Source organism: Serinicoccus sp. CUA-874 (assembly GCF_001942225.1).
GTDB lineage: Bacteria > Actinomycetota > Actinomycetes > Actinomycetales > Dermatophilaceae > Ornithinicoccus > Ornithinicoccus marinus.
In genome coordinates this window covers 30423-53108 of record NZ_MKJZ01000007.1, presented here as the reverse complement: position 1 = coordinate 53108, position 22686 = coordinate 30423, and the positions used below count along the sequence as shown (strand labels likewise).

Sequence of the window (22686 nt, the reverse complement as noted above, 5' to 3'; positions counted from 1 at the left end):
GCGTCCGCGGACAGCAGACTGTTGATGATCGACTGCAACAGCGTGCGCATCAGATCCGGGGATGCTTCCGCCAGGGCTTCACCGAGCAGGCCGGCAGGGTCGACAATGTGAGGAGCGGTCATCGTGTGACTCCGTTCGAGGGTGCTGTGAGAGGTTCACTCGAAGGATCACGCGGTGGCCGCGTCCTCGCCTGACGCACACGCCGGAGACGACGACCTCGGCTACCGCGCTACACCACTATGGGGGACTCAACTCGCATAGGCGCTGGTCAGATCGCAAGAATCGGCACTGACCAACTATGCCAACAGGGAATATCCGGGTATCAGCATTCCCCTGGTACTTCTGAGCCCACCACCCATGCCCTCCCAGGTCTGGGCCGACCGCCGCCCCGCGTCCGTCTGCCCGGTGCGCAGCGTGCGCGCGTGAGAGACTGAGCGCGCCCGTCACTGCTGCGACCAGGGAGGACACCGCGATGCGACGCCCACTCACACCCCTGCTGGCGGTGCCCGCCCTGCTGCTGGCAGCCTGCGACTCCGGGCCCGAGGTGATCGAGCCCACCGCGGACGCCTCGCAGGCACCCGCCGGCGGTGACGACGCCGCAGTGACCAGCGGCGGGGACGATGCCGCGGCCAGCGCCGCCCCGGACGACGCCGCGGTGACCAGCGAGATCCCCTCGGACGGCGCCGAGGGCGGGGAGGACGGCCAGGCGGCTGCGGACCGGGCCAAGGAGTTCCTGCTCGGGCTGGTGGACGCCGACCCGGCCACCTGCGACCTGATGCTCTCCTTCAGCGATCCCACGGTGCCGATGCGGGACGCCCCGGAGGATCTCGAGCTGTGCGAGGCGCAGCTGCCCGAGACGATGTCGGCGGCCGTCGAGGCGCAGGGGCTGGGCGAGGAGGGCCGCGGCATCCTCGAGGCGATGCAGATCACCGGTGCCGCGGTCGACGGCGACACCGCCGTCATCGACGAGGACAACTACAGCGAGCTCTTCGCCGAGTCGATGGGCGGGTCGACCATCACCCTGGTCAAGATCGACGGCGACTGGTTCGTCGACGTGGACCGCTTCCTCGCGACACCGTGACGGACCGCCCGGCCCTGACGATCGCCGCAAGAGCCGACTGGTCCGCGCTCGGTGAACCACTGCGGGACCTGCTCGGCCCCGGTGGGCCGGACGCGGTGGTCGTCGAGACCTCCGGGTCCAGCGGCTCGCCCAAGCGGGTCCGGCTGGGTGCGGAGGCGCTCCGGGCGTCCGGCGAGGCGACCGCGCAGGTCCTCGGTGGGCACGGGCAGTGGTTGCTCGCGCTGCCCACCGCGCACGTCGCCGGTCTGCAGGTCCTCGCCCGCTCCGCCCTGGCGGGCACCGAGCCGGTCGAGCTCGACCCGGCCGCGCGCTTCACCGCCGACGCGCTCGCCGAGGCCGTCGCCCGCATGGAACCGTCGACGCGCCGGTATGCCTCGCTCGTCCCCACCCAGCTGCGCCGCGCGCTCGCCGCGGAGCGAGGGGCTCGGGTTCTCCGGCAGCTGGACGCCGTGCTGGTCGGGGGGGCCGCAAGCGATCCCGGGCTGCTCGACGCCGCCCGTGACGCCGGTGTCCGGGTGGTGACCACCTACGGCATGTCCGAGACCTGCGGCGGCTGCGTCTACGACGGGACGCCGCTGCCGGGGGTCGAGGTCGCCGTGGACGGCGAGGGCCGGATCCGGCTGGGCGGCCCGATCCTGGCCGACGGCTACCCCGAGGACCCGGTGCTCACGCAGGAGCGTTTCGTCTCCGACGCGACCGGGCGGTCGTTCGTGACCGACGACCGCGGGGCATACCGGAACGGGCGCCTCACCGTCCTCGGCCGCGTCGACGATGTCGTCGTCACCGGGGGGCACAAGGTCGAGCCGCGCGACGTCGAGACCGCGCTGCGGGCGCTGCCGCAGGTGCTGGACGCCTCGTCCTCGGGCTGCCCGACGAGGAGTGGGGCGAGCGCGTGGCCGCTCTGGTGGCCCTGGCGCGGGACGCACGGGGAGTCCGGTCGGAGGTCACGACCGCGACAGAGCCGCTGCGGCAGGCGCTGCGGGAGCGGGGTCACCTCCCCCCGCACGCCCTGCCGCAGCAGATCGCGGTCGTCGGGGAGATCCCGCTGCTCGCGACCGGCAAGCCGGACCGCGCGGCGGCACGGCGGCTGCTCACCGACGGTGGCAGAATGGGATCTTCACCCATCGTGACCAGGAAGGACGGCTGAGACGTGCTCCGCGTGGCCCTCGCTGTGGCGCTGCTGGCGTTCACCGTCTTCTGCGTCGTCGACGCGGTCCAGACCGACGAGCACCAGGTGCGCGGTCTGCCCAAGCCGTTCTGGGTGATCATCTGCCTGATCTTCCCGGTCGCCGGCGGGATCGCCTGGCTCGTGGCGGGCCGTCCTCGCAGCATCCTCGACATCCTGCTCGGCGGGCGTCGCGGCCAGGGCGGCCCGGGGCGCGGCCCGCTGGGACCGGACGACGACCCCGACTTCCTGCGAGACCTCTAAGGGGCATACCCACATGGCATCCCTCGCCCAGTGGATCGAGGGGGCGCGACCGCGCACGCTCCCCGCCGCCGTCGCTCCCGTGCTCGTCGGCACGGCCGCGGCGCACGCCCTCGGCAGCGCCGACCTGGGGTATGCCGTGCTCGCCCTCTGCGTGGCCCTCGGCTTCCAGGTCGGCGTCAACTACGCCAACGACTACTCCGACGGCATCCGCGGCACCGACGAGGAGCGGGTCGGGCCGGTCCGGCTCGTCGGGCAGCGGCTCGCGGAGCCGGCCAACGTCCGGACCGCCGCCTTCGCCGCCTTCTTCGGCGCGGGCCTGGCCGGCTTCGCCCTGGTCGCGCTGTCCGGCGCCTGGCTGCTGCTCGCGTTGGGGCTGGCCTGCCTGTGGGCGGCGTGGCACTACACCGGCGGCGACAACCCCTACGGCTACCGCGGCTGGGGCGAGGTCATGGTCTTCGTCTTCTTCGGCCTCGTCGCCGTGCTCGGCACCACGTGGACCCAGGCCCAGACGCTCGACCTCGGGGCGCTCGGCGGGGCGCTCGGCTGCGGCTTCCTCGCCAGCGCGATCCTCGTCACCAACAACCTGCGGGACCTGGAGGGCGACCGGGCCGCGGGCAAGCGCACGCTCGCGGTGCGGATGGGCTTCCGCCGCACGCGACGGCTCTACCTCGGGCTCGTCGTCGGTGCCTTCCTCGCGGTCGGGCTGGCGGCGATCGCGCACCCCTGGGCGCTGCTGGGGCTGCTCGCGGCACCGCTCGCCTGGCGCCCCACCCGGCTGGTCACCAGCGACGCCTACGGCCCCGCCCTGCTGCCGGCCCTCGTGCAGACCGGTCTGCTCCAGCTCGGGTATGCCATCGCCCTCGCCCTGGGTCTCGCGCTCTCCTGAGGGGCGACTCCCCGCCCGCCAGCCCCCCGGGCGCCGCTCAGTCCTCCTCGTCGACCCGCTCGGCGTCGACCTTGGCCTGGCGCCGCGCGACGCGGTCACCGACCCGGCGCTCCAGGCCGGCCGCGAGCCGCTGCCGGTCCGGCGCCAGCAGGAAGTAGGACACGACCATCGAGACCAGCGCCGCCGCGACGGCCGCCCAGATGACCTCGAGCCGCAGCAGCCGGAAGAACGCGAAGAAGCCGACGAAGATCAGCACACGCATCACTGAGTAGCGCGCCGCGATCACGTCGCCACCCCGGAGTAGGAGTGCAGGCCGGTCATGAGCAGGTTGACGCCGACGTAGTTGAAGATCACGCAGCCGAAGCCGAGCAGCGCCACCCACGTGGCCCGGCGGGTGCTCCAGCTGCTCGTGGCGCGGGCATGCAGGTAGGCGGCGTAGACCACCCAGATGATGAAGGTCCACACCTCCTTGGGGTCCCAGCCCCAGTAGCGTCCCCAGGCCTGCTCGGCCCAGATGGCGCCGGCGATGAGCGTGAAGGTCCACAGCGGGAAGGCCACGATGTGGATGCCGTAGGTGATCCGCTCCAGCCGCCCCGCCTCGGGCAGCGCCGCGATCCATCCGCGCACGCGTCCCCCGGTCTCGGCGCGGTCGCGCAGCAGGTAGGCCACCGCGAGCGCCGCCCCGATCGTGAACAGTGCGGTGGCCAGGATGGCGATGGTCACGTGGATGATCAGCCAGATGCTGTTGAGCGCCGGCATGAGCTGGGAGGCCTCGGTGTACCACGCCACCTTGGCCGCGCCGAGGATGACCAGCACCGGCAGGGTGACGAAGGCGCCCAGCCAGAGCCGGTCCTTGCGCAGGCTCCACCCGGAGTAGATGACCAGCGCGAAGCTGGCGGTGACGAGCGCGAACTCGTACATGTTGCCCAGCGGCGCCCGGCCCACGGACACCCCGCGCAGCACCGTGCCGGCGACGGTGAGGAAGGTCGCGAGAAGGGTCAGCTGCAGCCCGATGACGCCCCAGCGGCGCGAGCTGCTGCCGCGGTCGGTGCCCGACGGCCCGTCGGCGGCTCCGTCGACAGGTGCGGCCCCGGCCGGGCCGACGCCCGCGGGGTCAGCTCTACCGGCACCGACGGCCACCGGCTCGCGCCGCTCCGCCCGTCGCTGCACCGCCGCGCCCGAGGCGGCCAGGTGCACCAGGAAGGCCAGCATCGCCGGGACCAGCACCACCACCGCGCCCCAGATCGCGAGGTCGCTGGCCTGCGCCAGGCTGTCGTTCGTCATTCCTCGTCCTCTCGTCCACCCACGGTGGTCGGTCGGTCCGGCACCCGGGCGCCGGCGGCCGTCGTGATCTGCTCCAGGAGCTCCTCCACGAGGTCCTCGAGCCCGGGGTCGGTGCCCTTCGGCAGGGCAGCGATGCTCACTCCAGTATGCCGCGACGTCCCGTCGTAGTCGTCGCCGGGAGGTGGCCCGGGGTCCACCCGCACGAAGACGCGCCGTCGCCGCACGCCCAGCATGAGGACGAGCCCGACCAGCGCGGCGCCGGCGAAGACCAGGGCGGGCAGCCGGCCGGGGTCGTGCCGCACGAGCATGCCACCCCAGCGGATGACGTCCTCGAAGGCGAGCGTCGTGCCGTCGGGAAGGTCGTAGGTCTCCCCCGGGCGCAGCAGCAGCCGCAACGGCTGCTCCTCGCCGCTCTCCTCGTCCACGGTGGTGAGCTGGTCCATCGACTCGGTGTCGATGGCGAAGACCGACTGCGAGCGTCCCTCGGGGAAGAGGTCGCCCTCGTAGGCCGTGAGGACCAGCGCCGGGTCCACGAGGCCGGGGAAGGAGGAGGTCATGCCCTGCTCGCTGATGTCGATGGTCGGCAGGAAGCCGCCGGCGAAGCCCAGCCCGGGGTCGGCCGCCGGCACCTTGATCACGCCGTCCGAGCCGTAGGTGTTGTCCTGCGGCAGGAAGGTGACGGCGTCGGAGAAGAGGATGTCCCCGGCGGGGTCGCGGACGGTGACGACGGGGGCATACCCGTTGCCGAGGAGGAACATCGAGGTGCCGTCGACCGAGAGCGGGTCGTTGACGCCGAAGCCGCGCTGCCGCGGTTGCTCCCCGTCCTGCTCGATCGTGGCGACCCCCTCGAAGACGCGGGGCTGGCCGAACTGCGCCCCCTCCGCCTCGCTCTCGAACTCCACCTGGAGGTCGTCGAGCCGGACCGTGAAGGCCGGGACGTCGCTCTGGTCCACGAGCGGGCCGAGGGTGAGGGTGTCGTAGGTGCCGGCCCCCGACGTCCACGACTCGCCCTCCTTGATGATGATCTCCCCGCGCCAGCCGAAGAGATGCCCCACCGCGACCGCGACGATGACCCCGAGCAGCGCGATGTGGAAGAGCAGGTTGCCGGCCTCCTTGAGGTAGCCCTTCTCCGCGGAGACCGTCACCGCACCGTCGTCCTCGCGCCGCAGCCGGAACCGTCGGCGCGCCAGGGTCGCCCGGGCCGCGGCCAGGACCGTCTCCGGGTCGGCCTGCAGCGCCACCTCCCGGTGCACCGGCAGCCGGCCCAGCCGGGCCGGTGCTCGTGGCGGCTGCGCCCGCAGCGACCGCGCGTGCTGGCGCATCCGGGGCAGCACGCACCCGATGAGGCTGATCATGAGCAGCAGGTAGATCGAGGCGAACCACGGCGAGGAGTAGACCTCGAACATCCCGAGCCGGTCGAGCCACTGCGCGCGGGTCGGGGAGTCCTCGAAGTACTGCCGCACCCGCACCGGGTCGACCCCGCGCTGCGGGAAGACCGAGCCGGGCACCGCCGCGACGGCGAGGAGGAGGAGCAGCACGAGGGCGGTGCGCATGCTCGTGAGCTGGCGCCACACCCACCTCGCCCACCCGAGCGGGCCCAGGCGCGGGCCTCCCAGCGCCGTCCGGTCCTTGGGATAGGTCGGCTCGATCCGCTGCCGCTGGTCGGTCGTCATCTAGAGCACCGTCTCGAAGCCGCTGACGAGGTGCGCCTGGACCCAGGCGGTCAGCCCGGCCCACACCCCGGTCACCATGAGCAGGCCGAGCAGCACCAACAGCGTCCCGCCGGTCCGCTGGACGACGCGGTGGTGGTCACGCAGCCAGCGGGAGGCGCGGCTCACCCAGCCCAGCCCGGCGGCGACGAGAACGAAGGGCAGCCCCAGGCCGAGGCTGTATGCCGTGCCCAGCACCACTGCGCGCCCGAGCTGTCCGTCGCCGGGCAGGATCGAGGTGCCGAGCGTCTGGATCGCGGCGAGCGCCGGGCCGGTGCAGGCGGTGAAGCCCAGCCCGAAGGCGACCCCCAGCAGGGGTGCCCCGGCGAGGCCCGCGGCCGGGCGCCAGCGCACCTGCCAGGCGGCACCGGGCTGGAAGATCATCACCAGCCCGAGCAGGATCACCACGGCCCCGGCGACGCGGAGCAGCAGACCCTGGTGCTCGACGAGCAGCAGCCCGAGCCCGGAGATCGCCACGCTCATGAGCAGGAAGACGGCCGTGAAGCCGAGCACGAAGAGCACCGCGCCGAGCACCAGCCGCCCGCGGCCCGCGCTCGCGTCCGTCCCGCCACGGCCGACCGCTCCACCGGCGACCGCGGGCCGACCGGGCGTCATTCCCCCGAGATAGCCGAGGAAGCCCGGCACCAGGGGGAGCACGCACGGCGAGGCGAAGGAGACAACGCCCGCCAGCGCGGCGACACCCACGGCCAGCAGGAGCGGACCGGTGAGGACCAGCTCGCTCACCCGCCGGCTCCCTCGCCGTCCGCCACCGTGCCGTCGGCCAGGACGTCCTCGACCATGCCGGTGAGGGTGGAGGCGTCGACCTCGCCGCTCACCCGCGCCGCGAGGCGCCCCTCGCCGTCCAGCACGAGGGTGGTCGGGGTAGCCACGGCCAGGCTGCCGAGCTGGGCCCGGGTGCGGCCGCCGTCGTCCTGCAGGGACGGGTAGGGGACGTCGTACTTCCGCTGGAAGGCCAGGGCGTTGGGCACGGTGTCGCGCGAGTTGAGCCCGATGAACTCCACCGGCTCACCCGCCTCGTCGAAGGCTGTCGCGACCTCGACGAGGTCCGGGACCTCCGCCACGCACGGGCCGCACCAGGAGCCCCACACGTTGACCACGACGACCTTGCCCCGCTGCTGCTCGACGCTCCACTGCTCGTCCTCGAGGGTCGTCCCCGCCAGGTCCACGGGCTCTTCGCGCTCGTCAGGGCCGAGCTGCTCCAGCGTGCCGTCCCCGGCGACGTAGCCCTTCTGGTCGCCCTGGCGCATCTGCTCGGTGATGCTCGTGCCTTCCTCACCGCTGCAGCCGGCCAGCGCCAACGCCAGGGCCGCGGCGACACCGGCACCCCGGACGGCCCGCCTCACGGCGCCACCTCGCTCGCCCCGCCGGTGACGTCCACGGCGCCCGCCAGCAGGTGCGCGGCGGGCTCGGCATACATCACCCGCACCGGTAGCGGTCCGTGGAAGAGGACGGTGGTCACCGAGGCCAGGCTGCACTCGCGGCGACGCGGGTGGTGCCACAGCCGCCGCCCCTCCAGCGCCCGCCGCAGCGTCCAGATCGGCAGCTGGTGGCTGACCATCACCGCCTCGCGACCCGCCGCCTGCTCCCGCGCCGCGTCGAGGGCGCGGCGCATCCGGTCGGCGATGTCGACGTAGGGCTCGCCCCACGAGGGCCGGAAGGGGTTGACGTAGGCCCCCCAGTGGCGGGGGTCGGCGAGCATGCGCCGGTCGATGGTCTCGCCCTCGAAGACGTTGCCGCTCTCGATGAGCAGCGGGTCGGTGGCGACCTCCAGCCCGTGCGCGGTGGCGATCGGCGCGGCGGTCTCCCGCGCCCGCTCCAGCGGCGAGCTGACGACGTGCGTGACGTCCCGGCCGGCGAGGTGCTCGGCGGTGGCCCGCGCCATCTCCTGGCCGAGGTCGGAGAGGTGGTACCCCGGCAGCCGACCGTAGAGGACGCGCTGCGGGTTGTGCACCTCGCCGTGCCGCACGACGTGCACCAGCGTGACCGGGGTGCCGTCGTAGAGGGCACGCGGCGTGCCCTCCTCGGGGGGCAGTCCGTCGGCTCCTGGCATAGCCCCCAGTATCCCACGGACCGCTGAGCGCCCCCTGAGACGGCTCAGCCGACCTCGGCGGCGCTCTCCTCGATCGCTCTCACCGCGTGCTCGACCGCCTCGTCGTCGTGCGCCGCGGAGACGAACCACGCCTCGAAGCAGCTCGGCGGCAGATGGACGCCGCGCCGCAGCATCGCGTGGAAGAACCGGCCGAAGCGCTCGGCGTCCTGGTCCTTCGCGTCGTCGTAGGAGCGGACCGCGCCCTCCCGGAAGAACACGCTGAACATCGAGCCCGCCCACTGGATGCGGTGGGGTATGCCGTGGCGCGTGAAGGCGTCGGTGACCGCGCCGGCGAGCGTCTCGCTCACCTCGTCGAGCCGCTGGTAGACCTCGTCGGTGCACCGCCGCAGCGTCGCCAGCCCAGCCGCTGCGGCCACTGGGTTCCCCGACAGGGTGCCCGCCTGGTAGACCGGCCCCTCCGGGGCGAGCTGGGCCATGAGGTCGGCGCGGCCACCGAAGGCCGCCGCGGGGAAACCGCCACCCATGACCTTGCCGAAGGTGAAGAGGTCCGGGGCACCGCCCTCGGGGACGCCCTCCAGCCCGAGCCAGCCGCCGCGCGAGCACCGGAAGCCGGTCATCACCTCGTCGCTGACCAGCAGCGCGCCGTGCTCGCGGGTCACCCGGCGCAGCGCCTCGGTGAAGCCCGGGTCCGGCGGGACCACGCCCATGTTGCCGGCGGCGGCCTCGGTGATGACCGCGGCGATCTCCTCACCCCGCTCGGCGAAGGCCGCCTCCAGCGCGGCGACGTCGTTGTAGGGCAGCACGATCGTCTCGGAGGCTGCGCTGGCGGGCACCCCGGGGCTGTCCGGCAGCCCGAAGGTCGCCACGCCGGACCCCGCGGCGGCGAGCAGCGCGTCGACGTGGCCGTGGTAGCAGCCGGCGAACTTCACGACGACCGACCGCCCGGTGGCGCCGCGGGCCAGCCGGATCGCGCTCATGGTCGCCTCGGTGCCCGAGCTCACCAGCCGCACCTGCTCGACCGGTGCCACGCGGGCCACGATCTCCTCGGCGAGCGCGATCTCGCGGGCGGTAGGCATACCGAAGGAGAAGCTGCCCTGCGCCGCCTCGAGCGCGGCCTCCCGCACCTCGGGGTGGGCGTGCCCCAGGATCATCGGGCCCCAGGAGCAGACCAGGTCGAGGTAGCGCCGTCCGTCCGCGTCCCACAGCCACGGCCCCTGCGCCCGCTCCATGAACCGGGGTGTGCCGCCCACCGACCGGAAGGCCCGCACCGGGGAGTTCACGCCGCCGGGGATGACCTGCTGCGCCCGCGCCAGCAGCTGCGCCGAGGCGGGTGCGTCGTCGGGGTATGCCGGTGCCTGGGTGCTCATGCCACCAGCGTAGGTGCGGGGCTCACGAGGTCCGGGCGGGGTTTGCCCTCAGACCGCGTCGAGGGCCTCGTCATCGCGGTGCCGGAGGGGCCGCACGACGCGGCGCAGCGCCTCCCCGTGCTCGAGCAGCTCCTCCCGGCTCAGGTGGTCCAGGAGGGCTCGACGCACGCTCTCCACGTGCACCGGCGCCAGCCGCTTGAGCTCCTTCGCCCCGGTCGCGGTGAGCTGCAGCACGACCCCCCGGCCGTCCCGCGGGGTGCGGACGCGCTGCACCCAGTCACGCTTCTCCAGTCGGTTGGCGGTGTGGCTGACGCGGCTGCGGGACTGGACGATGAGGTGGGCCAGCTCGGCCATCCTGATGCGCTCGCCCGGCGCCTCGGAGACCATGCTGAGCAGCTCGTACTCCCCGAGGGAGACGCCGTACTCGTCCAGCGCCTCCTCCATGACGCGCTGGATGAGGTGGGAGGCCCGCAGGATTGACCGCCACGCGCGCTGCTCCTCCTCGTCCAGCCAGCGGACCATCTCACCCTCCCAGCAGTCGAGCGGCCGTCGTCGCGTAATAGGTCAGCACCACCTGGGCACCGGCCCGGCGGATCGACGTCAGTGTCTCGATCACCATACGGTCCCGGTCGAGCAGGCCCTGGGAGGCGGCCGCCTCGATCATGGCGTACTCCCCGCTGACCTGGTAGGCCGCGACCGGCACGTCGGACTGCGCCGCGACGTCGCTGAGGACGTCGAGGTAGGGCAGCGCGGGCTTGACCATGACCATGTCCGCGCCCTCCTCCAGGTCCAGCCGCAGCTCGCGCAGGCTCTCGGCCCGGTTGGCCGGGTCCTGCTGGTAGGTCGCGCGGTCCCCCTGCAAGGTCGAGGCGACCGCCTCGCGGAAGGGCCCGTAGAAGCCGCTGGCGTACTTCGCGGTGTAGGCGAGCACGGAGATGTCCTGGTGACCGGCCGCGTCGAGGGCCTGGCGGACCACCCGCACCTGGCCGTCCATCATCCCGCTGGGGCCGACGACGTGTGCCCCGGCCTCCGCCTGCGCCACCGCCATCCGCGCATACACCTCGAGGGTGCTGTCGTTGTCGACCCGACCCGCGTCGTCCACGAGGCCGCAGTGGCCGTGGTCGGTGAACTCGTCGAGGCACAGGTCGCTCATGATCACCGTGTCGTCCCCGAGCTCGGTGCGCAGCGTGCGCAGGGCGGCGTTGAGCACCCCGTCCGGGTCGAGCCCCACGCTGCCGACCGCGTCCTTGTCCTGCGCCCGGGGGACGCCGAAGACCATGATCCCCCCGACGCCGGCCTCGACCGCCTCGCGCGCCGCCGCGACCAGGCTGGTCGGGGTGTGCTGCACGACGCCGGGCATCGAGCCGATCGGCTCGGGCCCGGTGATGCCGTCACGGACGAAGACCGGGAGCACCAGCTCGGCCGGATGAAGCCGCGTCTGCGACACCAGCCGCCGCAGGGCGGGCGTGCCGCGCAGCCGACGCGGGCGCTCGGGCGGTCCCGGGTATGCCGTCACCGCCGCGACCGGGGGCGTCGCGCCGCCGGTGCGCGCCGGCTCGGTCGCACGAACTCCTCGCCCTCCGCCTGCGCCTGGGCCAGGAGCGAGCGGGCGTGCTCGGCCAGGGCGTCGACGAGGTTCGTCGCGCTCGGCTCGGGGGCGACCACGTCGACCCGCAGGCCGTGCTCCTCGGCCGCCTTGGCCGTGGCCGGGCCGATGCAGGCCACGACCGTGCCCGGGTGCGGCTTGCCCGCGATGCCGACGAGGTTGCGCACCGTGGAGGAGGAGGTGAAGCAGACGGCGTCGAAGGCGCCGCCCTTGATCGCCTCCCGGATCTCCGCGGCCGGCGGGGCTGCCCGCACGGTGCGGTAGGCCGTCACGTCGTCGACCTCCCAGCCCATCTCCTGCAGCCCGGCCACGAGGGTGTCGGTGGCAATGTCGGCCCGCGGCAGGAAGACCCGGTTGATCGGGTCCAGCACCTCGTCGAAGGGGGGCCAGGACTCCAGCAGCCCGCGCGCGGACTGCTCACCGTCCGGCACGAGGTCCGGCTCCAGGCCCCAGTCGCGCAGCGCCTCGGCGGTGACTCCCCCGACAGCGGCGAGCTTGAGCCCGGCGAAGGCCCGGGCGTCGAGCCCCAGCGCCTCGAACTTCTCCCGCACGGCCTTGACCGCATTGACGGAGGTGAAGCCGATCCACTCGTAGCGACCGGTCACCAGGCCCTTGACCGCCCGGTCCATCTGCTGCGGGGTGCGGGGCTTCTCCACGCTGATCGTCGGGACGACCGAGGACGTGGCGCCGTAGCCGGCGATGCGGTCGGTCATCGGCCCGGACTGCTCCTTGGTGCGCGGCACCAGGATCGACCAGCCGAAGAGCGGCTTGGACTCCCACCAGGACAGCTCGGCCCGCAGCTGCACCGGTCGACCGACGACGGCGAGGCTCACGCCGTCCAGCTCCTCGGGGCTGTCCAGGGACTCCTGCAGGGTGGTGACCCTGGTCTGCTGGGTGTTGGTGGTGCCCCTGCCGGTCAGGGCCGTGGGGGTCTCGCCGCCCCGCCCGGCGTCGGCCAGGTGCCGCAGCGCGCGGTGCAGCCGGTCGCGGTCGCCGAGGACCACGACGGTGACCTCGTCGTCGACCGAGTGCGACCAGTCCACGGCGGTGTCGGCCGCGCTGACGACGTGGACCTGCCCGCCGTCGCCGTCTGGGAGCATCCCGGCATACGCCGGCACGGCCCAGGCCGCGCTGACCCCCGGGACGATCTCGAAGGAGACCCCGGCCTCGTGGCAGGCGCGCGCCTCGTCGGCCATCGTGCCGCCGGAGGAGTCGTCGGGCATGAGCCGGACGACGAGGTGGGTGGCGTCGTCGAACTTCGAGGCGGTGCGCACGAGCAGCTTGGCGCGGGCCGACGGGGTGAGTGCCGGACCGTCCTCGCCGCGGACGGTGCGGACGATCTCGGCGTCCTCCCGCACCCAGGCGCGCACGTCCTCCTCACGGTGGGCCGAGTCCACCACGACGACGTCGGCGACCGCGAGGTAGTCGCGGGCGCGGACGGTGAGCAGGCCCGGGTCGCCGGGCCCGGCGCCGACGAAGGCGACGCGCGCGGCGGCGCTGGGGACGGGGGTCAGGTGGACGGGGGCGGCGTCGGTGCTCACAGGTCGGACTCCGGTTCGTATGACCCGGAGACGGCTACGAAGCCGGCCGGGTCGGGACGGTTCAACAGCAGCTCGGCGGCGCGGGCGCGAGGTCGTCCGGCGCGTCCTGCGCGCCGGTCAGCACGTGCGTGCGCGCCCCGTCCTGCAGGGCGGCGAACACGTGAAGGGTGAGGGTGGTGGCGGGGCCGTCGCCGGATATGCCGTCGCTGGAGGTCTGCGCGAGCGCGCCGACCGGTGCGGTGCAGCCCGCCTCGAGCCGGGCCAGCGCGGCCCGCTCGGCGGTGACGGCGGCCCGGGTGGGCGGGTGCTCCAGCAGGTCGGCGAGGCCTCGGGTCAGCTCGGTGTCCTCGGCCCGGCACTCCACCGCGAGGGCGCCCTGGCCGGCCGCGGGGAGCACCACGTCGGTGGCGAGCACCTCGGTGGCGTCGTCGAGGCGGTCCAGCCGCGCGAGCCCGGCCCGGGCCAGGACGACGGCGTCGAGGACGCCGTCGTCGACCATCCGGATGCGCGAGTCGACGTTGCCGCGGATGTCGCGGACCTCGAGGTCGGGGCGGGCCAGGCGCAGCTGGGCCGCGCGGCGCGGGGACCCGGTGCCGACGACCGCACCGCTCGGGAGCTCGTCCAGGGTCAGCCCGTCCCGCGCGACCAGCACGTCACGGGGGTCCTCCCGCGCCGGGACGGCTGCCACGACGAGACCGTCGGCGGGCGCCGTCGGCAGGTCCTTGAGCGAGTGCACGGCCAGGTCGATCCGCTCCTCCAGCAGGGCGGTGCGCAGCGCCGAGGCGAAGACGCCGGTGCCGCCGATCTCGCGCAGGCTGCGCGCCGAGGTGTCTCCCTCCGTGGTCACCAGGACGAGCTCCACCTCGTGCCCCGCGGCACGCAGCCGGTCGGCCACCCAGGTGGACTGGCTGGTGGCGAGAGCGCTGCGCCGGGTGCCCAGCCGCAGCGGCCGGGTCGGCGTCAGGGACGGGGTGTCAGCCATCGGCCCGGTCCCCCTCCCCGCGCTGCTCGGCAGCCTTCTCGACCACGCCGAGCGGGGGGCTGGACAGGGCCGCGACCTCACGGCTGTCCAGGTCGAAGAGCTCACGCAGGGCGTGGGCGTAGTCGGCCGGGACGTCCTCGACGCCGGAGTGGAGCTGCTTGACGCGTGTCGTGGGCGTGTGCAGCAGCTTGTCCACGACCCGCTGGACGGTCTGGCGCACCTCGGCGCGCTCGTCGTCCGGCAGGTGCGGCAGGCGCTGGTCCAGCCGCGTCATCTCCGCGTCGACCACGCGGCCCGCGGAGGTGCGCAGGGCGGCCAGCGTGGGGGCCAGCCGCGCGGCGTGCCGCTCGGTGAGGTAGGTCGCGACCTCGGTCGCGACCAGGCCCCGGACCGCCGTGACGGCGGCCGGTTCGGTCGCGGACCCGGCGTCGCCCGCCCCCGCCAGGCCCGCGGCCTCCTGCAGCTCGGCGAGACCCCAGAGGTGGACCCCGCGCAGCCGGGACACGGCCGGGTCGACGTCGCGCGGGAGCGCGAGGTCGACCAGCGCGAGCGGCGACCCGGCCCGTCCGGCCTCGCTGCGGGCACGCGCGAGGGCGGGACCGTCCAGGACGTGCCCGACAGCACCGGTGCAGGTGAGGACGAGATCGGCGCAGCCCACGGCCGCGGCCAGGTCGGACCAGGGCAGGCTCCGGGCACCGTGGGTCGCGGCCAGCCGGTCGGCACGGTCGCGGGTCCGGTTCACGACGGTGAGGTCGTGCACCCCGTGCCGCGCGAGGGTCGCGACGGCGAGGCCGGACATGGCCCCTGCCCCCACGACGACCGTGCGCGCCTCGGTGAGGTCGGGAAGGACCGACGCGGCCTGGTCCAGGCCGAGGCCGACCAGCGAGCGGGAGACCTCGTCGATGCCCGTCTCGGCGTGTGCCCGCTTGCCCACGCGCAGCGCCTGCTGCACGAGCGGGTTGAGCGACGGGCCCAGGTGCCCGTGCCGTTGCGCCAGGGCGAGTGCCTCGCGCAGCTGCCCCAGGACCTGGCTCTCGCCGACGGCCAGGGAGTCCAGCCCGCAGGCGAGCTCGAAGAGGTGGGCCACGGCGCGGTCGTCGTAGTGGACGAAGAGGTGGTCGGTGAGCTGGTCGCGGGTGAGCCCGGTCAGCGCTCCCAGCGCGGCCCCGATCTCCTCGAGCGCCCCGTGGAAGGTCCCTGCCTCCACGACCACCTCGAGCCGGTTGCAGGTGGAGAGCACCAACGCCTCGTGGACGTGGTCGCCCGCCCGCAGGCCGGTGGCCAGCTGCCGGGAACCGTCGGCGTCGAGGACGGCCTGCTCGAGCAGGTCGATCGGTGCGGTGCGGTGGGACAGGCCCACGACGAGGACGCTCACGAGACCCCCTCCACCGGTGTGCCGGACACGGCGACCTCCCGCTGGTGCTGGTGGAAGGTGAGGATCTGCAGCTCGGTCGCCAGGTCGACCCGGCGCACGTCGACGTCGGGCGGTACCTGGAGCACGACCGGGGCGAAGCTGAGGATCGAGTGCACGCCGAGCTCGACGAGCACGTCGGCCACCTCCTGGGCCGCCTCGGGCGGCGTCGTGATGACCCCCACGGACACGGGCCCGCCGGTGCGCAGCTGGGCGAGCGGCTGCACGGGCATACCCTCCACGTGGCTGCCCACGACGTCGGGGTCGTTGTCGGCGAGCGCGACGACGTGGAAGCCACGGGTCGCCAGACCCTCGTAGCTCGCGAGGGCACGGCCGAGGTTGCCCATCCCGACGATGACGACAGGCCAGTCCTGGCTCAGCCCGAGCTCGGCGGAGACCTGCTCGACCAGTCGGGAGACGTCGTAGCCCACCCCTCTGACGCCGTAGGAGCCGAGGTGGGAGAGATCCTTGCGCACCTGGGCCGAGCGCACGCCCGCGAGCGCGGCGATCTCCTCGCTGGAGATGGAGGTATGCCCCTGCTCGGCGACCGTGGTGAGGGCCTGGAGGTAGCCCGGGAGCCGGCCGACCGTGGCGTCCGGCACCCCGCGCCGGTTCGACTCGGCCATCACGGCGGCACCGGCTCCTCTCTGGATGGGTGGCGCCGGCGACGGGAGGGGCTTATATCAGACCCTCGCCGAGCGGTCGGCGCGGACCCTTCAACTGTAGGCTCGCACCCCTGGTTCCACCAAAACGGCGCCGAGGTCCGGGCTCAGCGCCCCGACCCGCGCCGACGCCCACGGGACAGCGCGAGCCGTAGCTCCCCGGGCTCGATCCGCCAGCGTGCGACCGGCTCGCCATTCACGATCAGGACAGGCACCTCGGTGCTCCACCGGTCGTGCTCCTGCTGGTCCATGTCCCCCGCGGCACGCTCGGCGTCGATGTCCCGGACCCGGACCTCGTCGACCTGCTCCCGGGCCACCGCGAGCATCTGGTCGCACAGGTGGCAGCCAGGCCGGGAGAGCATCTCGACGCGGGGCTCGGGGCCCGGGGCGCGCTCCCGTCTCCACCACGGCATACCTGGTCCTTCCCTCGCCACGCTCGGCGTCGTCCCCGGGGACGACGACGGCGCCCTCCCTGTCGCGGGGCGGGCGCCGTGGTCGGATCGTCATCGGCCGGTGGCCGACGACCTCACTTCTTGTTGCGACGCTGGTGACGCGTCTTGCGCAGCAGCTTGCGGTGCTTCTTCTTGGCCATCCGCTTGCGGCGCTTCTTGATCACTGAGCCCATGGGGCCATCCTTCGTCGTCGTCGGTCCTGATGGTGCCTCCGCCGGCCTGCGTCGTGCGGACGCGGGGCGGGGCACGGCCCGGTCAGCCTAGCGCGGCGCAGCGGCGTGCCCCAAAGCGACCCGGTCACGCAGGTCGGCTGCAGGGCCGTCGCCGGGGTCGCCGGCCACGGCGGTCGGACGCGTCAGGCAGTGCCGTGGTAGGAGTCCTCGAGGTAGGCGTGCACCGCCTTCTCGGGCACCCGGAATGACCGTCCGACCCGCACCGCGGGCAGCTCGCCCGAGTGCACCAGCCGGTACACGGTCATCTTGGACACGCGCATGACGGCAGCCACCTCGGCCACGGTCATGAACGTCATCTCGGCGAGCTGGCGCTCATCTGCCATCGGACGCATCCCGTCTCTTGAACTTCTGTGCAGGCAGCGCGCACGGCTTCCCCTCCGGCAAGCGGCCTGCGTGGTTGTCGGGCTAACACTAGGGGCAGATGTGGTGCTTGCGAAAGTCGTGGAACCAAAAAGTCCAGCGCGACACGCGGGGTGGTGTCAACGGGATGCACGGGCCTGGAGTTGTCGGGTGGGTCCGGAGGGGCGGCCGGAGGGTCTCAGTCGAAGTACGGGTCCAGCCCCCAGCCCGGCAGACTCGCCCGGCGGGTCGCCATGATCGCGGCGTCCACCGGCTCGTCGAGGTCGTGGCCCTCGTCCCAGCGGCCGTAGCGGATCTCCCGCCCCTCACGATCCCCCATGGACCGCGGCGCGGTCACGCCGTACATCTCCTCGACGTGCCGCCGCCACTCCTCCGGCACCGCCGTGGCGGGGTCCACCGGCCGCCCGGTGACCACGCCGATGAGGTGCGTCCACGCCCGTGGCACCACCTCGACCAGCTCATACCCTCCCCCGCCGAGCGCGACCCACCTGCCTCGGTCAGGTCGTCGGCCAGCTCCCGCACCCACCCGTAGGCGACCGCGAGCGCCTCCATGGAGACCGACAGGTGGGCCAGCGGGTCGGCGTAGTGGCAGTCGCAGCCGTGCTGGCTCACGACGATCTGGGGATCGAAGGCGCGGGCGAGGGTCGGCACCACGGCCTGGTAGGCCCGCAGCCACCCCTCGTCCCCGGTGCCCGGGGGCAGGGCGATGTTGACCGCCGAGTCCGGCGCCTTCGGGCCGCCGGTGTCACCGGGGAAGCCGGTGCCGGGGAAGAGCGCCCGGCCGGTCTCGTGCATCGAGACCGTCATCACCCGCGGCTCGTTCCAGAAGCACCGCTCCACCCCGTCGCCGTGGTGGACGTCGAGGTCGAGGTAGAGCACCCGCTCGGCCCCCGCGTCCAGCAAGTGCTGGATGCCCACGGCGATGTCGTTGTAGACGCAGAATCCCGAGGCCGCCTGCGGCATGGCGTGGTGCAGGCCGCCGGCGATGTTGCAGGCGCGCCGCACCCGCCCGGACCAGACGGCCCGGCACGCCTCGACGGTCGCGCCGACGGCCAACGACGTGGCCTCGTGCATACCGGCGAAGGCGGGTGTGTCCTCCGTGCCGACGCCGTGACGTCCGGTCGCGGCACGGGGGTCGTCCGAGGCGGCCCGCACCGCCTCGAGGAGGTCGGGGGTGTGCACCGAGAGCAGCTCGTCTTGGCTGGCGTGCCGGGCGCCGTGGATCTCCACGTCGGCGTGATCCAGGAGTCCCAGCGACCCTGCGAGCCGGTGCGTGAGGTCGAGCCGGCTCGGGTGCATCGGGTGACCGGGGCCGAAGTCGTAGTCGGTGTAGCGCTCGTCCCACATCACCCAGGAGCCCGTCATGGGCTCACGCTAGACCACGGTGCGCTCAGAGCGAGGTGGGAACCCCAGCGGCGTCACCCAGCGGGTAGACCATCATCATCTCCTCCGACTCCGCGTCCTCCTCGTCCACGCCACGGATGCGCATGGGACGACGGTCGTCGGTGGGGCGGAAGCCGAAGCTCGAGGCGAAGGCGACGGCGCGCCCGTTGTCGGTGCCCACCCAGTAGACGAGCTGGCGCAGACCGACCTCGCGACCGACCTTGGCGGCCTTCTCGAGCAGCCGACGGGCCACGCCGGAGCCGCGGCGGGCGGGCGCCACCCACAGACCGAAGAGCTCACCGGCGCCGGGGATGTTGGTGCGATGTCCGGTGCCGACGCTGACGACGCCGACGACCTCGTCGCCGTCCTGCGCGAGGAGGCGCCGGGAGCGCTCCATCCGCTCCTGCCAGCGGGAGTCCGGGAAGGCCTCCTCCTCCTCGGCGGAGGCCACGAAGGCCTCGGGAGATTCACGCAGCGCCCGCAGACGCACGTCCTTGTAGGACGGCCAGTCATCCGGGTCGAGGACGCGCACGTGGATCTCGCTCATGTTTCCCTACTCTTTCACACGGGTCGTCGGTGCTGCGCCGAGCGAGGTGAACAGTGGGTGACGCGGCACCCGGGTGTTCATTCCTCGCGCGGGGACAGCTCGTGCGACCTTCTCGCGGCCGCCTCCATCGCCGTGAGGAAAGCAGCCCTGACCTTGTGGTCCTCCAGGGCCCGCAAGGCGGCGACGCTCGTGCCGCCGGGGCTGGAGACCTGCTCCCGCAAGACCGTCGGGTGGGTCCCGGTCTCGCGGATCATCGTGGCGGCACCATACAACGTCTGCGTGACGAGCTCGGTGGCCGTGTCCCGGGGCAGCCCGAGCAGCACACCGGCCTCGATCATCGCCTCGACGACGTAGAAGATGTAGGACGGACCGCTGCCGCTGATGGCGGTGACGGCGTCCTGATGCCCCTCATCCAGCACGACGACCCGGCCGACGTGCTCCATGAGGTGACGGGCCCGCTCCACGTGCTCGTCGGTGCAGTGCCGCCCGGGGCTCATCGCGGACATGCCCTGGTCCACCAGGGCGGGGGTGTTGGGCATGACACGGACCACCGAGGTCCCCTGGGGCAACCGTCGCTCCAGGAAGTCCGTGGTGATCCCGGCCGCGATGGACACGACGAGCGTGCCCGGGCGGACGTGATCGTGCACCTCCTCGACCAGGGCCGCCATGTCCTGCGGCTTGACGGCGAGCACCACCACGTCGGCGACCTCGACGGCCTCGGCCGGAGGGGCATACCGGGTGCCGTGCTGCCCGGCGACCTGCTCGGCGCGCGCGGTGACCTTGTCGCTGAGGACGAGCTCGTCCGGGCGCTGCCCGGACCGGACGAGCGCCGCGGCCAGGGTGCCCCCCATGACCCCGGCGCCGAGGAGCGCGATCGTCACAGGGATCAGCCCTTGGTCGCCAGGCCGCGCAGGAAGAAGGTGAGGTTGGCCGGGCGCTCGGCCATCCGCCGCACGAGGTAGCCGTACCAGTCCTCGCCGTAGGGGAGGTAGACCCGCATCCGGGAACCGGCACCGGCGAGCCGGCGCTGCTCGTCGGGCCGGATACCCAGCAGCATCTGGAACTCGTAGGAGTCAGCCTGACGCTGTGCTTTGTCGGCGAGCACCGTAGCGATCTCCACCAGCCTCGGGTCGTGCGTGGCGATCATCGGGTAGCCCGGGCCCTGCATCAGGATCTTCAGGCAGCGGACGTAGGACTTGTCCACGTCCTCCTTGTCCTGGAAGGCGACCGACTCCGGCAGCTTGTAGGCGCCCTTGCACAGCCGCACCCGGGAACCCTCGCCCGCGAGGTCGCGGCAGTCCTGCTCGGTCCGGTGCAGGTAGGCCTGCAGCGCCACGCCCACCCAGGGCCAGTCCTGGCGCAGCTCGGCCAGCGCAGCCAGGGTGGGGTCGGTCGTCGTGTGGTCCTCCATGTCGAGGGTCACCGTCGTGCCGGAGTTGGCGGCCGCCTGGCAGATGGCCCGGGCGTTGTCCAGCGCGATGGCGTGCCCGTCCCGGCCGAGGAACTGGCCGAGCGCGGAGAGCTTGAGGCTGACCTCGACCGCGCCGTCCTGGGTGAGCCCGGCGTCGGAGAGCGCGGAGAGCAGCTCCAGGTAGGTGTCGCGGGTCGCGGCCGCCTGCTCCGGGTCCTGCGTGTCCTCGCCGAGGTAGTCGATCGTCACCTGGCGGCGGGTGTCCACGAGCTCGCCCGCCACCCGGACGGCGTCGGCGGTGGCGTCGCCCGCGACGAAGCGCTGGACGACGTCCCGGCTGACCGGCGCCTGCTCGATCACCTGGCGCAGCGTGGTGTTGCGGCTCATGCCCAGCAGGGTCTGGCGCATGAGGGCGGAGGGGTTGAGGTCGGCGAGCTCCATGGGCGACAGGCTACGCCCGGAGCACTGGTGCGCTCACGCCGGGAGAGCACCTGGCAGGTCGTGCTGACCCAGGTGCCGGCGGGCGAAGGCGAGCGACTCGGCCAGCGCCTCCTCCCGCTCCGGAGGCTTCATCTTGCGGGTCCCCACCTCCAGGCTGACGACGCCGCCGAAGCCCGTGGCGACGAGGTGCTCCAGCACCTCCTGGCACCGCTGGTCACCACGGCCGGGCACGAGGTGCTCGTCCTTGAAGGACCCGAAGGAGTCGCCCAGGTGGACGTGCCGGACCCGGTCACCGAGGTCGCGGACCATGTCCAGCGCGTCCTCGCCCGCCGTCGCGGCGTGGCTGACGTCGAAGGTGACGTCGCTGTAGGGGAACTCGCGCGGGTCCGGGCCGGGCAGGTAGGCCTGCATCGCGGAGGCACCGGTGCGCCAGGGGAACATGTTCTCCACGGCGATGGGGATGCCCCACCGCTCCTGCCGCTGCGCCACCCCCTCGACGAAGCCCTCGGCATACCCCCGCTGCCACCGGAACGGCGGGTGGACGACGACGCACTGGGCGTCGGTGTCGCGCGCCAGGTCGAGCGCCCGCTCGATCTTGCCCCACGGCTCCCACCCCCAGAGCCGCTGCGCCAGCAGCAGGGTGGGGGCGTGGATCGCGCCGATGGTCAGGTCGTGCAGCCGGGCGAGGGCGCGCAGCGCGCCCGCCTCCTGGGTCACCGGGTCGGTCCAGACCATGATCTCCACGCCGTCGTAGCCCAGCCGCTGCGCCAGGTCGAAGGCGTAGGCGGCGTTCTCGGGGTAGACCGACGAGGTCGACAGGTGGACCGGGATGTGGTCGCTCATCGGGACAGCCCGTCCAGGAAGCGCAGGATGAGACCTTCGCGCAGCGCCCACGGGCTGACCGCCAGCTCGTCGACCCCGTTGAGCTCAAGCACGGCCTCGAGCACGAGCGCGCCGGCCGCGAGCTGGTGGGCTCGGGAGGCCGAGACACCGGGGAGCTCGGCCCGCTGCGCCGCCGTCATCGTCAGCAGCCGCGGCGTCAGCTCGGCGAGGTCCGCGAAGCGGAGCACCCGCGGCACGTAGAGCCCCTCACCCCTCGGTGCGGCACCGCAGGCACGGGCCAGCGAGCGCACCGTCTTGCTGCTGCCCGCCACGAGCTGGGGTGTCCCGACCTTGGTCAGCGCCGGCTGGGCCGTCGCGATCTCGGAGCGGATGTGCTTGCGCAGCGCCTTGACCTCCGAGCGCTCCGGCGGGTCGTGCTCGAGGGCGCGGCTGAGCCGCCCCGCTCCCAGCGGCAGCGAGATGGCGGCGTCCGGGTGCTCGTCCAGCCCCGCCGCCAGCTCCAGCGAGCCGCCCCCGATGTCGACGTTGAGCAGCCGCCCCGCGGACCAGCCGAACCAGCGGCGCACCGCGAGGAAGGTGGCGCGGGCCTCCTCCTCCCCCGGCAGGATGTCGAGCTCCACCCCGGAGGTCTCGCGCACCAGGGCGAGCACCTCCTCGGTATTGCCGGCCTCGCGGATGGCGCTGGTCGCGAAGGGCAGCAGCTCGGTGGCGCCGCGGCTCTCGGCGACCTCGACGCAGTCGGTGACGAAGCCCGCCAGGGTCCGGGCGCCCTCGTCGCTGATGTCCCCCTGCGGCGTGAGGTGCTCGGCGAGCCGCAGCTCCACCTTGTGCGAGTAGTCCGGGGTGGGGTGCCCGCCGGGCTGGGCGTCGACCACGAGGAGGTGCACCGTGTTCGATCCGACGTCGATGACACCCAGGCGCATGGCGGCCATGATGCCCTACCCCGGTGACACCGGGAGCCACCGCGGGCCAGGGCTGTCGGTGCCC

At 73.5% G+C, this 22686-nt stretch carries 25 protein-coding genes and 2 pseudogenes; 5 read left to right on the top strand and 22 right to left on the bottom strand.

What is annotated here, in order from left to right; genetic code table 11:
- The first annotated feature begins 472 nt into the window (after positions 1-472).
- From BJF80_RS03015 to BJF80_RS02995, 5 genes and pseudogenes are all read left to right on the top strand, one after another.
- Complete coding sequence (locus BJF80_RS03015) at positions 473-1081, top strand: hypothetical protein (protein ID WP_075811216.1); 609 nt, start codon at positions 473-475, stop codon at positions 1079-1081.
- Positions 1078-1620, top strand: a pseudogene (locus tag BJF80_RS19610) (AMP-binding protein); the annotation flags it as partial. The gene BJF80_RS03015 and the pseudogene BJF80_RS19610, both read left to right, overlap by 4 nt.
- Positions 1621-1973: 353 nt before the next feature.
- Positions 1974-2228, top strand: coding sequence for a hypothetical protein (locus BJF80_RS19605; protein ID WP_075811214.1), 255 nt, complete (start codon positions 1974-1976; stop codon positions 2226-2228).
- 12 nt (positions 2229-2240) lie between these two features.
- Positions 2241-2510 (top strand): PLDc N-terminal domain-containing protein, encoded by a 270-nt coding sequence (locus BJF80_RS03000; protein ID WP_321166142.1) that lies wholly within the window; start codon positions 2241-2243, stop codon positions 2508-2510.
- Between the two features lie 13 nt (positions 2511-2523).
- Complete coding sequence (locus BJF80_RS02995; protein WP_075811212.1) at positions 2524-3396, top strand: 1,4-dihydroxy-2-naphthoate polyprenyltransferase; 873 nt, start codon at positions 2524-2526, stop codon at positions 3394-3396.
- A gap of 37 nt (positions 3397-3433) precedes the next feature.
- Here BJF80_RS02995 and BJF80_RS02990 read toward each other — a convergent pair whose 3' ends face one another.
- The 22 genes and pseudogenes from BJF80_RS02990 to BJF80_RS02885 all read right to left on the bottom strand — a co-directional run bounded on the left by BJF80_RS02990 (position 3434) and on the right by BJF80_RS02885 (position 22622).
- Positions 3434-3682 (bottom strand): DUF4229 domain-containing protein, encoded by a 249-nt coding sequence (locus tag BJF80_RS02990; protein ID WP_075811210.1) that lies wholly within the window; start codon positions 3680-3682, stop codon positions 3434-3436.
- Positions 3679-4680: a c-type cytochrome biogenesis protein CcsB gene (ccsB, locus tag BJF80_RS02985; RefSeq protein WP_075811208.1), complete on the bottom strand. Its 1002-nt coding sequence runs from the start codon at positions 4678-4680 to the stop codon at positions 3679-3681. Before ccsB ends, BJF80_RS02990 begins: the two co-directional genes overlap by 4 nt.
- A complete protein-coding gene (gene resB, locus BJF80_RS02980; protein ID WP_075811206.1) occupies positions 4677-6353 on the bottom strand; it encodes a cytochrome c biogenesis protein ResB in 1677 nt (558 codons plus the stop codon). Before resB ends, ccsB begins: the two co-directional genes overlap by 4 nt.
- A complete protein-coding gene (locus tag BJF80_RS02975) occupies positions 6354-7133 on the bottom strand; it encodes a cytochrome c biogenesis CcdA family protein (RefSeq protein WP_075811204.1) in 780 nt (259 codons plus the stop codon).
- Complete coding sequence (locus BJF80_RS02970) at positions 7130-7753, bottom strand: TlpA family protein disulfide reductase (protein WP_075811202.1); 624 nt, start codon at positions 7751-7753, stop codon at positions 7130-7132. The genes BJF80_RS02975 and BJF80_RS02970 overlap by 4 nt, the downstream gene beginning before the upstream one ends.
- Entirely contained in the window at positions 7750-8460 is a 711-nt protein-coding gene (locus tag BJF80_RS02965; RefSeq protein WP_083673414.1) for a histidine phosphatase family protein, read from the bottom strand. Before BJF80_RS02965 ends, BJF80_RS02970 begins: the two co-directional genes overlap by 4 nt.
- A gap of 44 nt (positions 8461-8504) precedes the next feature.
- Positions 8505-9827: a glutamate-1-semialdehyde 2,1-aminomutase gene (gene hemL / locus BJF80_RS02960; protein WP_075811200.1), complete on the bottom strand. Its 1323-nt coding sequence runs from the start codon at positions 9825-9827 to the stop codon at positions 8505-8507.
- A gap of 48 nt (positions 9828-9875) precedes the next feature.
- Positions 9876-10349 carry a MarR family winged helix-turn-helix transcriptional regulator gene (locus BJF80_RS02955; protein ID WP_075811198.1) on the bottom strand — a complete coding sequence of 158 codons (474 nt, stop codon included), beginning with the start codon at positions 10347-10349 and terminating at the stop codon, positions 9876-9878.
- 1 nt (position 10350) lies between these two features.
- On the bottom strand, positions 10351-11343 hold the full coding sequence (hemB, locus tag BJF80_RS02950; RefSeq protein ID WP_075811196.1) for a porphobilinogen synthase: 993 nt from the start codon (positions 11341-11343) through the stop codon (positions 10351-10353).
- A complete protein-coding gene (locus tag BJF80_RS02945; RefSeq protein ID WP_075811194.1) occupies positions 11340-12974 on the bottom strand; it encodes a bifunctional uroporphyrinogen-III C-methyltransferase/uroporphyrinogen-III synthase in 1635 nt (544 codons plus the stop codon). The genes hemB and BJF80_RS02945 overlap by 4 nt, the downstream gene beginning before the upstream one ends.
- Positions 12975-13035: 61 nt before the next feature.
- Positions 13036-13956, bottom strand: a complete 921-nt coding sequence (hemC, locus tag BJF80_RS02940) for a hydroxymethylbilane synthase (protein WP_083673413.1) — start codon at positions 13954-13956, stop codon at positions 13036-13038.
- A complete protein-coding gene (locus BJF80_RS02935; protein ID WP_075811192.1) occupies positions 13949-15331 on the bottom strand; it encodes a glutamyl-tRNA reductase in 1383 nt (460 codons plus the stop codon). Before BJF80_RS02935 ends, hemC begins: the two co-directional genes overlap by 8 nt.
- Entirely contained in the window at positions 15328-15993 is a 666-nt protein-coding gene (locus BJF80_RS02930; RefSeq protein WP_075811190.1) for a redox-sensing transcriptional repressor Rex, read from the bottom strand. Before BJF80_RS02930 ends, BJF80_RS02935 begins: the two co-directional genes overlap by 4 nt.
- A 143-nt stretch (positions 15994-16136) precedes the next feature.
- Positions 16137-16442 carry a glutaredoxin family protein gene (locus BJF80_RS02925; RefSeq protein WP_075811188.1) on the bottom strand — a complete coding sequence of 102 codons (306 nt, stop codon included), beginning with the start codon at positions 16440-16442 and terminating at the stop codon, positions 16137-16139.
- A gap of 113 nt (positions 16443-16555) precedes the next feature.
- A complete protein-coding gene (locus BJF80_RS02920) occupies positions 16556-16654 on the bottom strand; it encodes a 30S ribosomal protein bS22 (protein WP_003792170.1) in 99 nt (32 codons plus the stop codon).
- Between the two features lie 182 nt (positions 16655-16836).
- On the bottom strand, positions 16837-17037 hold the full coding sequence (locus BJF80_RS02915) for a helix-turn-helix domain-containing protein (RefSeq protein ID WP_028131110.1): 201 nt from the start codon (positions 17035-17037) through the stop codon (positions 16837-16839).
- Between the two features lie 215 nt (positions 17038-17252).
- Positions 17253-18439 (bottom strand): annotated as a pseudogene (locus BJF80_RS02910) (acetoin utilization protein AcuC).
- 25 nt (positions 18440-18464) lie between these two features.
- Positions 18465-19004 (bottom strand): GNAT family N-acetyltransferase, encoded by a 540-nt coding sequence (locus tag BJF80_RS02905; RefSeq protein WP_075811186.1) that lies wholly within the window; start codon positions 19002-19004, stop codon positions 18465-18467.
- Between the two features lie 77 nt (positions 19005-19081).
- The gene (proC, locus tag BJF80_RS02900) at positions 19082-19885 is read right to left on the bottom strand and encodes a pyrroline-5-carboxylate reductase (RefSeq protein ID WP_075811184.1); all 804 of its coding nucleotides are present in this window, start codon (positions 19883-19885) and stop codon (positions 19082-19084) included.
- 5 nt (positions 19886-19890) lie between these two features.
- Positions 19891-20856: a proline dehydrogenase family protein gene (locus BJF80_RS02895; RefSeq protein ID WP_075811182.1), complete on the bottom strand. Its 966-nt coding sequence runs from the start codon at positions 20854-20856 to the stop codon at positions 19891-19893.
- Between the two features lie 33 nt (positions 20857-20889).
- Positions 20890-21699, bottom strand: coding sequence for a sugar phosphate isomerase/epimerase family protein (locus BJF80_RS02890; protein WP_075811180.1), 810 nt, complete (start codon positions 21697-21699; stop codon positions 20890-20892).
- Positions 21696-22622, bottom strand: a complete 927-nt coding sequence (locus tag BJF80_RS02885; RefSeq protein ID WP_075811224.1) for a Ppx/GppA family phosphatase — start codon at positions 22620-22622, stop codon at positions 21696-21698. The genes BJF80_RS02890 and BJF80_RS02885 overlap by 4 nt, the downstream gene beginning before the upstream one ends.
- Positions 22623-22686: the final 64 nt, after the last annotated feature.

Excerpts from the sequence above, each read along its gene's own strand:
- BJF80_RS02930 (WP_075811190.1), bottom strand. The coding sequence starts at position 15,993 with ATGGCCGAGTCGAACCGGCGCGGGGTGCCGGACGCCACGGTCGGCCGG.
- BJF80_RS02905 (WP_075811186.1), bottom strand. The coding sequence starts at position 19,004 with ATGAGCGAGATCCACGTGCGCGTCCTCGACCCGGATGACTGGCCGTCC.
- hemL (WP_075811200.1), bottom strand. The coding sequence starts at position 9,827 with ATGAGCACCCAGGCACCGGCATACCCCGACGACGCACCCGCCTCGGCG.
- BJF80_RS02925 (WP_075811188.1), bottom strand. The coding sequence starts at position 16,442 with ATGCCGTGGTGGAGACGGGAGCGCGCCCCGGGCCCCGAGCCCCGCGTC.
- BJF80_RS02955 (WP_075811198.1), bottom strand. The coding sequence starts at position 10,349 with ATGGTCCGCTGGCTGGACGAGGAGGAGCAGCGCGCGTGGCGGTCAATC.
- BJF80_RS02890 (WP_075811180.1), bottom strand. The coding sequence starts at position 21,699 with ATGAGCGACCACATCCCGGTCCACCTGTCGACCTCGTCGGTCTACCCC.
- ccsB (WP_075811208.1), bottom strand. The coding sequence starts at position 4,680 with ATGACGAACGACAGCCTGGCGCAGGCCAGCGACCTCGCGATCTGGGGC.
- resB (WP_075811206.1), bottom strand. The coding sequence starts at position 6,353 with ATGACGACCGACCAGCGGCAGCGGATCGAGCCGACCTATCCCAAGGAC.
- BJF80_RS02915 (WP_028131110.1), bottom strand. The coding sequence starts at position 17,037 with ATGGCAGATGAGCGCCAGCTCGCCGAGATGACGTTCATGACCGTGGCC.
- BJF80_RS02965 (WP_083673414.1), bottom strand. The coding sequence starts at position 8,460 with ATGCCAGGAGCCGACGGACTGCCCCCCGAGGAGGGCACGCCGCGTGCC.
- BJF80_RS02920 (WP_003792170.1), bottom strand. The coding sequence starts at position 16,654 with ATGGGCTCAGTGATCAAGAAGCGCCGCAAGCGGATGGCCAAGAAGAAG.
- BJF80_RS02885 (WP_075811224.1), bottom strand. The coding sequence starts at position 22,622 with ATGCGCCTGGGTGTCATCGACGTCGGATCGAACACGGTGCACCTCCTC.
- BJF80_RS02995 (WP_075811212.1), top strand. The coding sequence starts at position 2,524 with ATGGCATCCCTCGCCCAGTGGATCGAGGGGGCGCGACCGCGCACGCTC.
- BJF80_RS02895 (WP_075811182.1), bottom strand. The coding sequence starts at position 20,856 with ATGGAGCTCGCCGACCTCAACCCCTCCGCCCTCATGCGCCAGACCCTG.
- hemC (WP_083673413.1), bottom strand. The coding sequence starts at position 13,956 with ATGGCTGACACCCCGTCCCTGACGCCGACCCGGCCGCTGCGGCTGGGC.
- BJF80_RS03015 (WP_075811216.1), top strand. The coding sequence starts at position 473 with ATGCGACGCCCACTCACACCCCTGCTGGCGGTGCCCGCCCTGCTGCTG.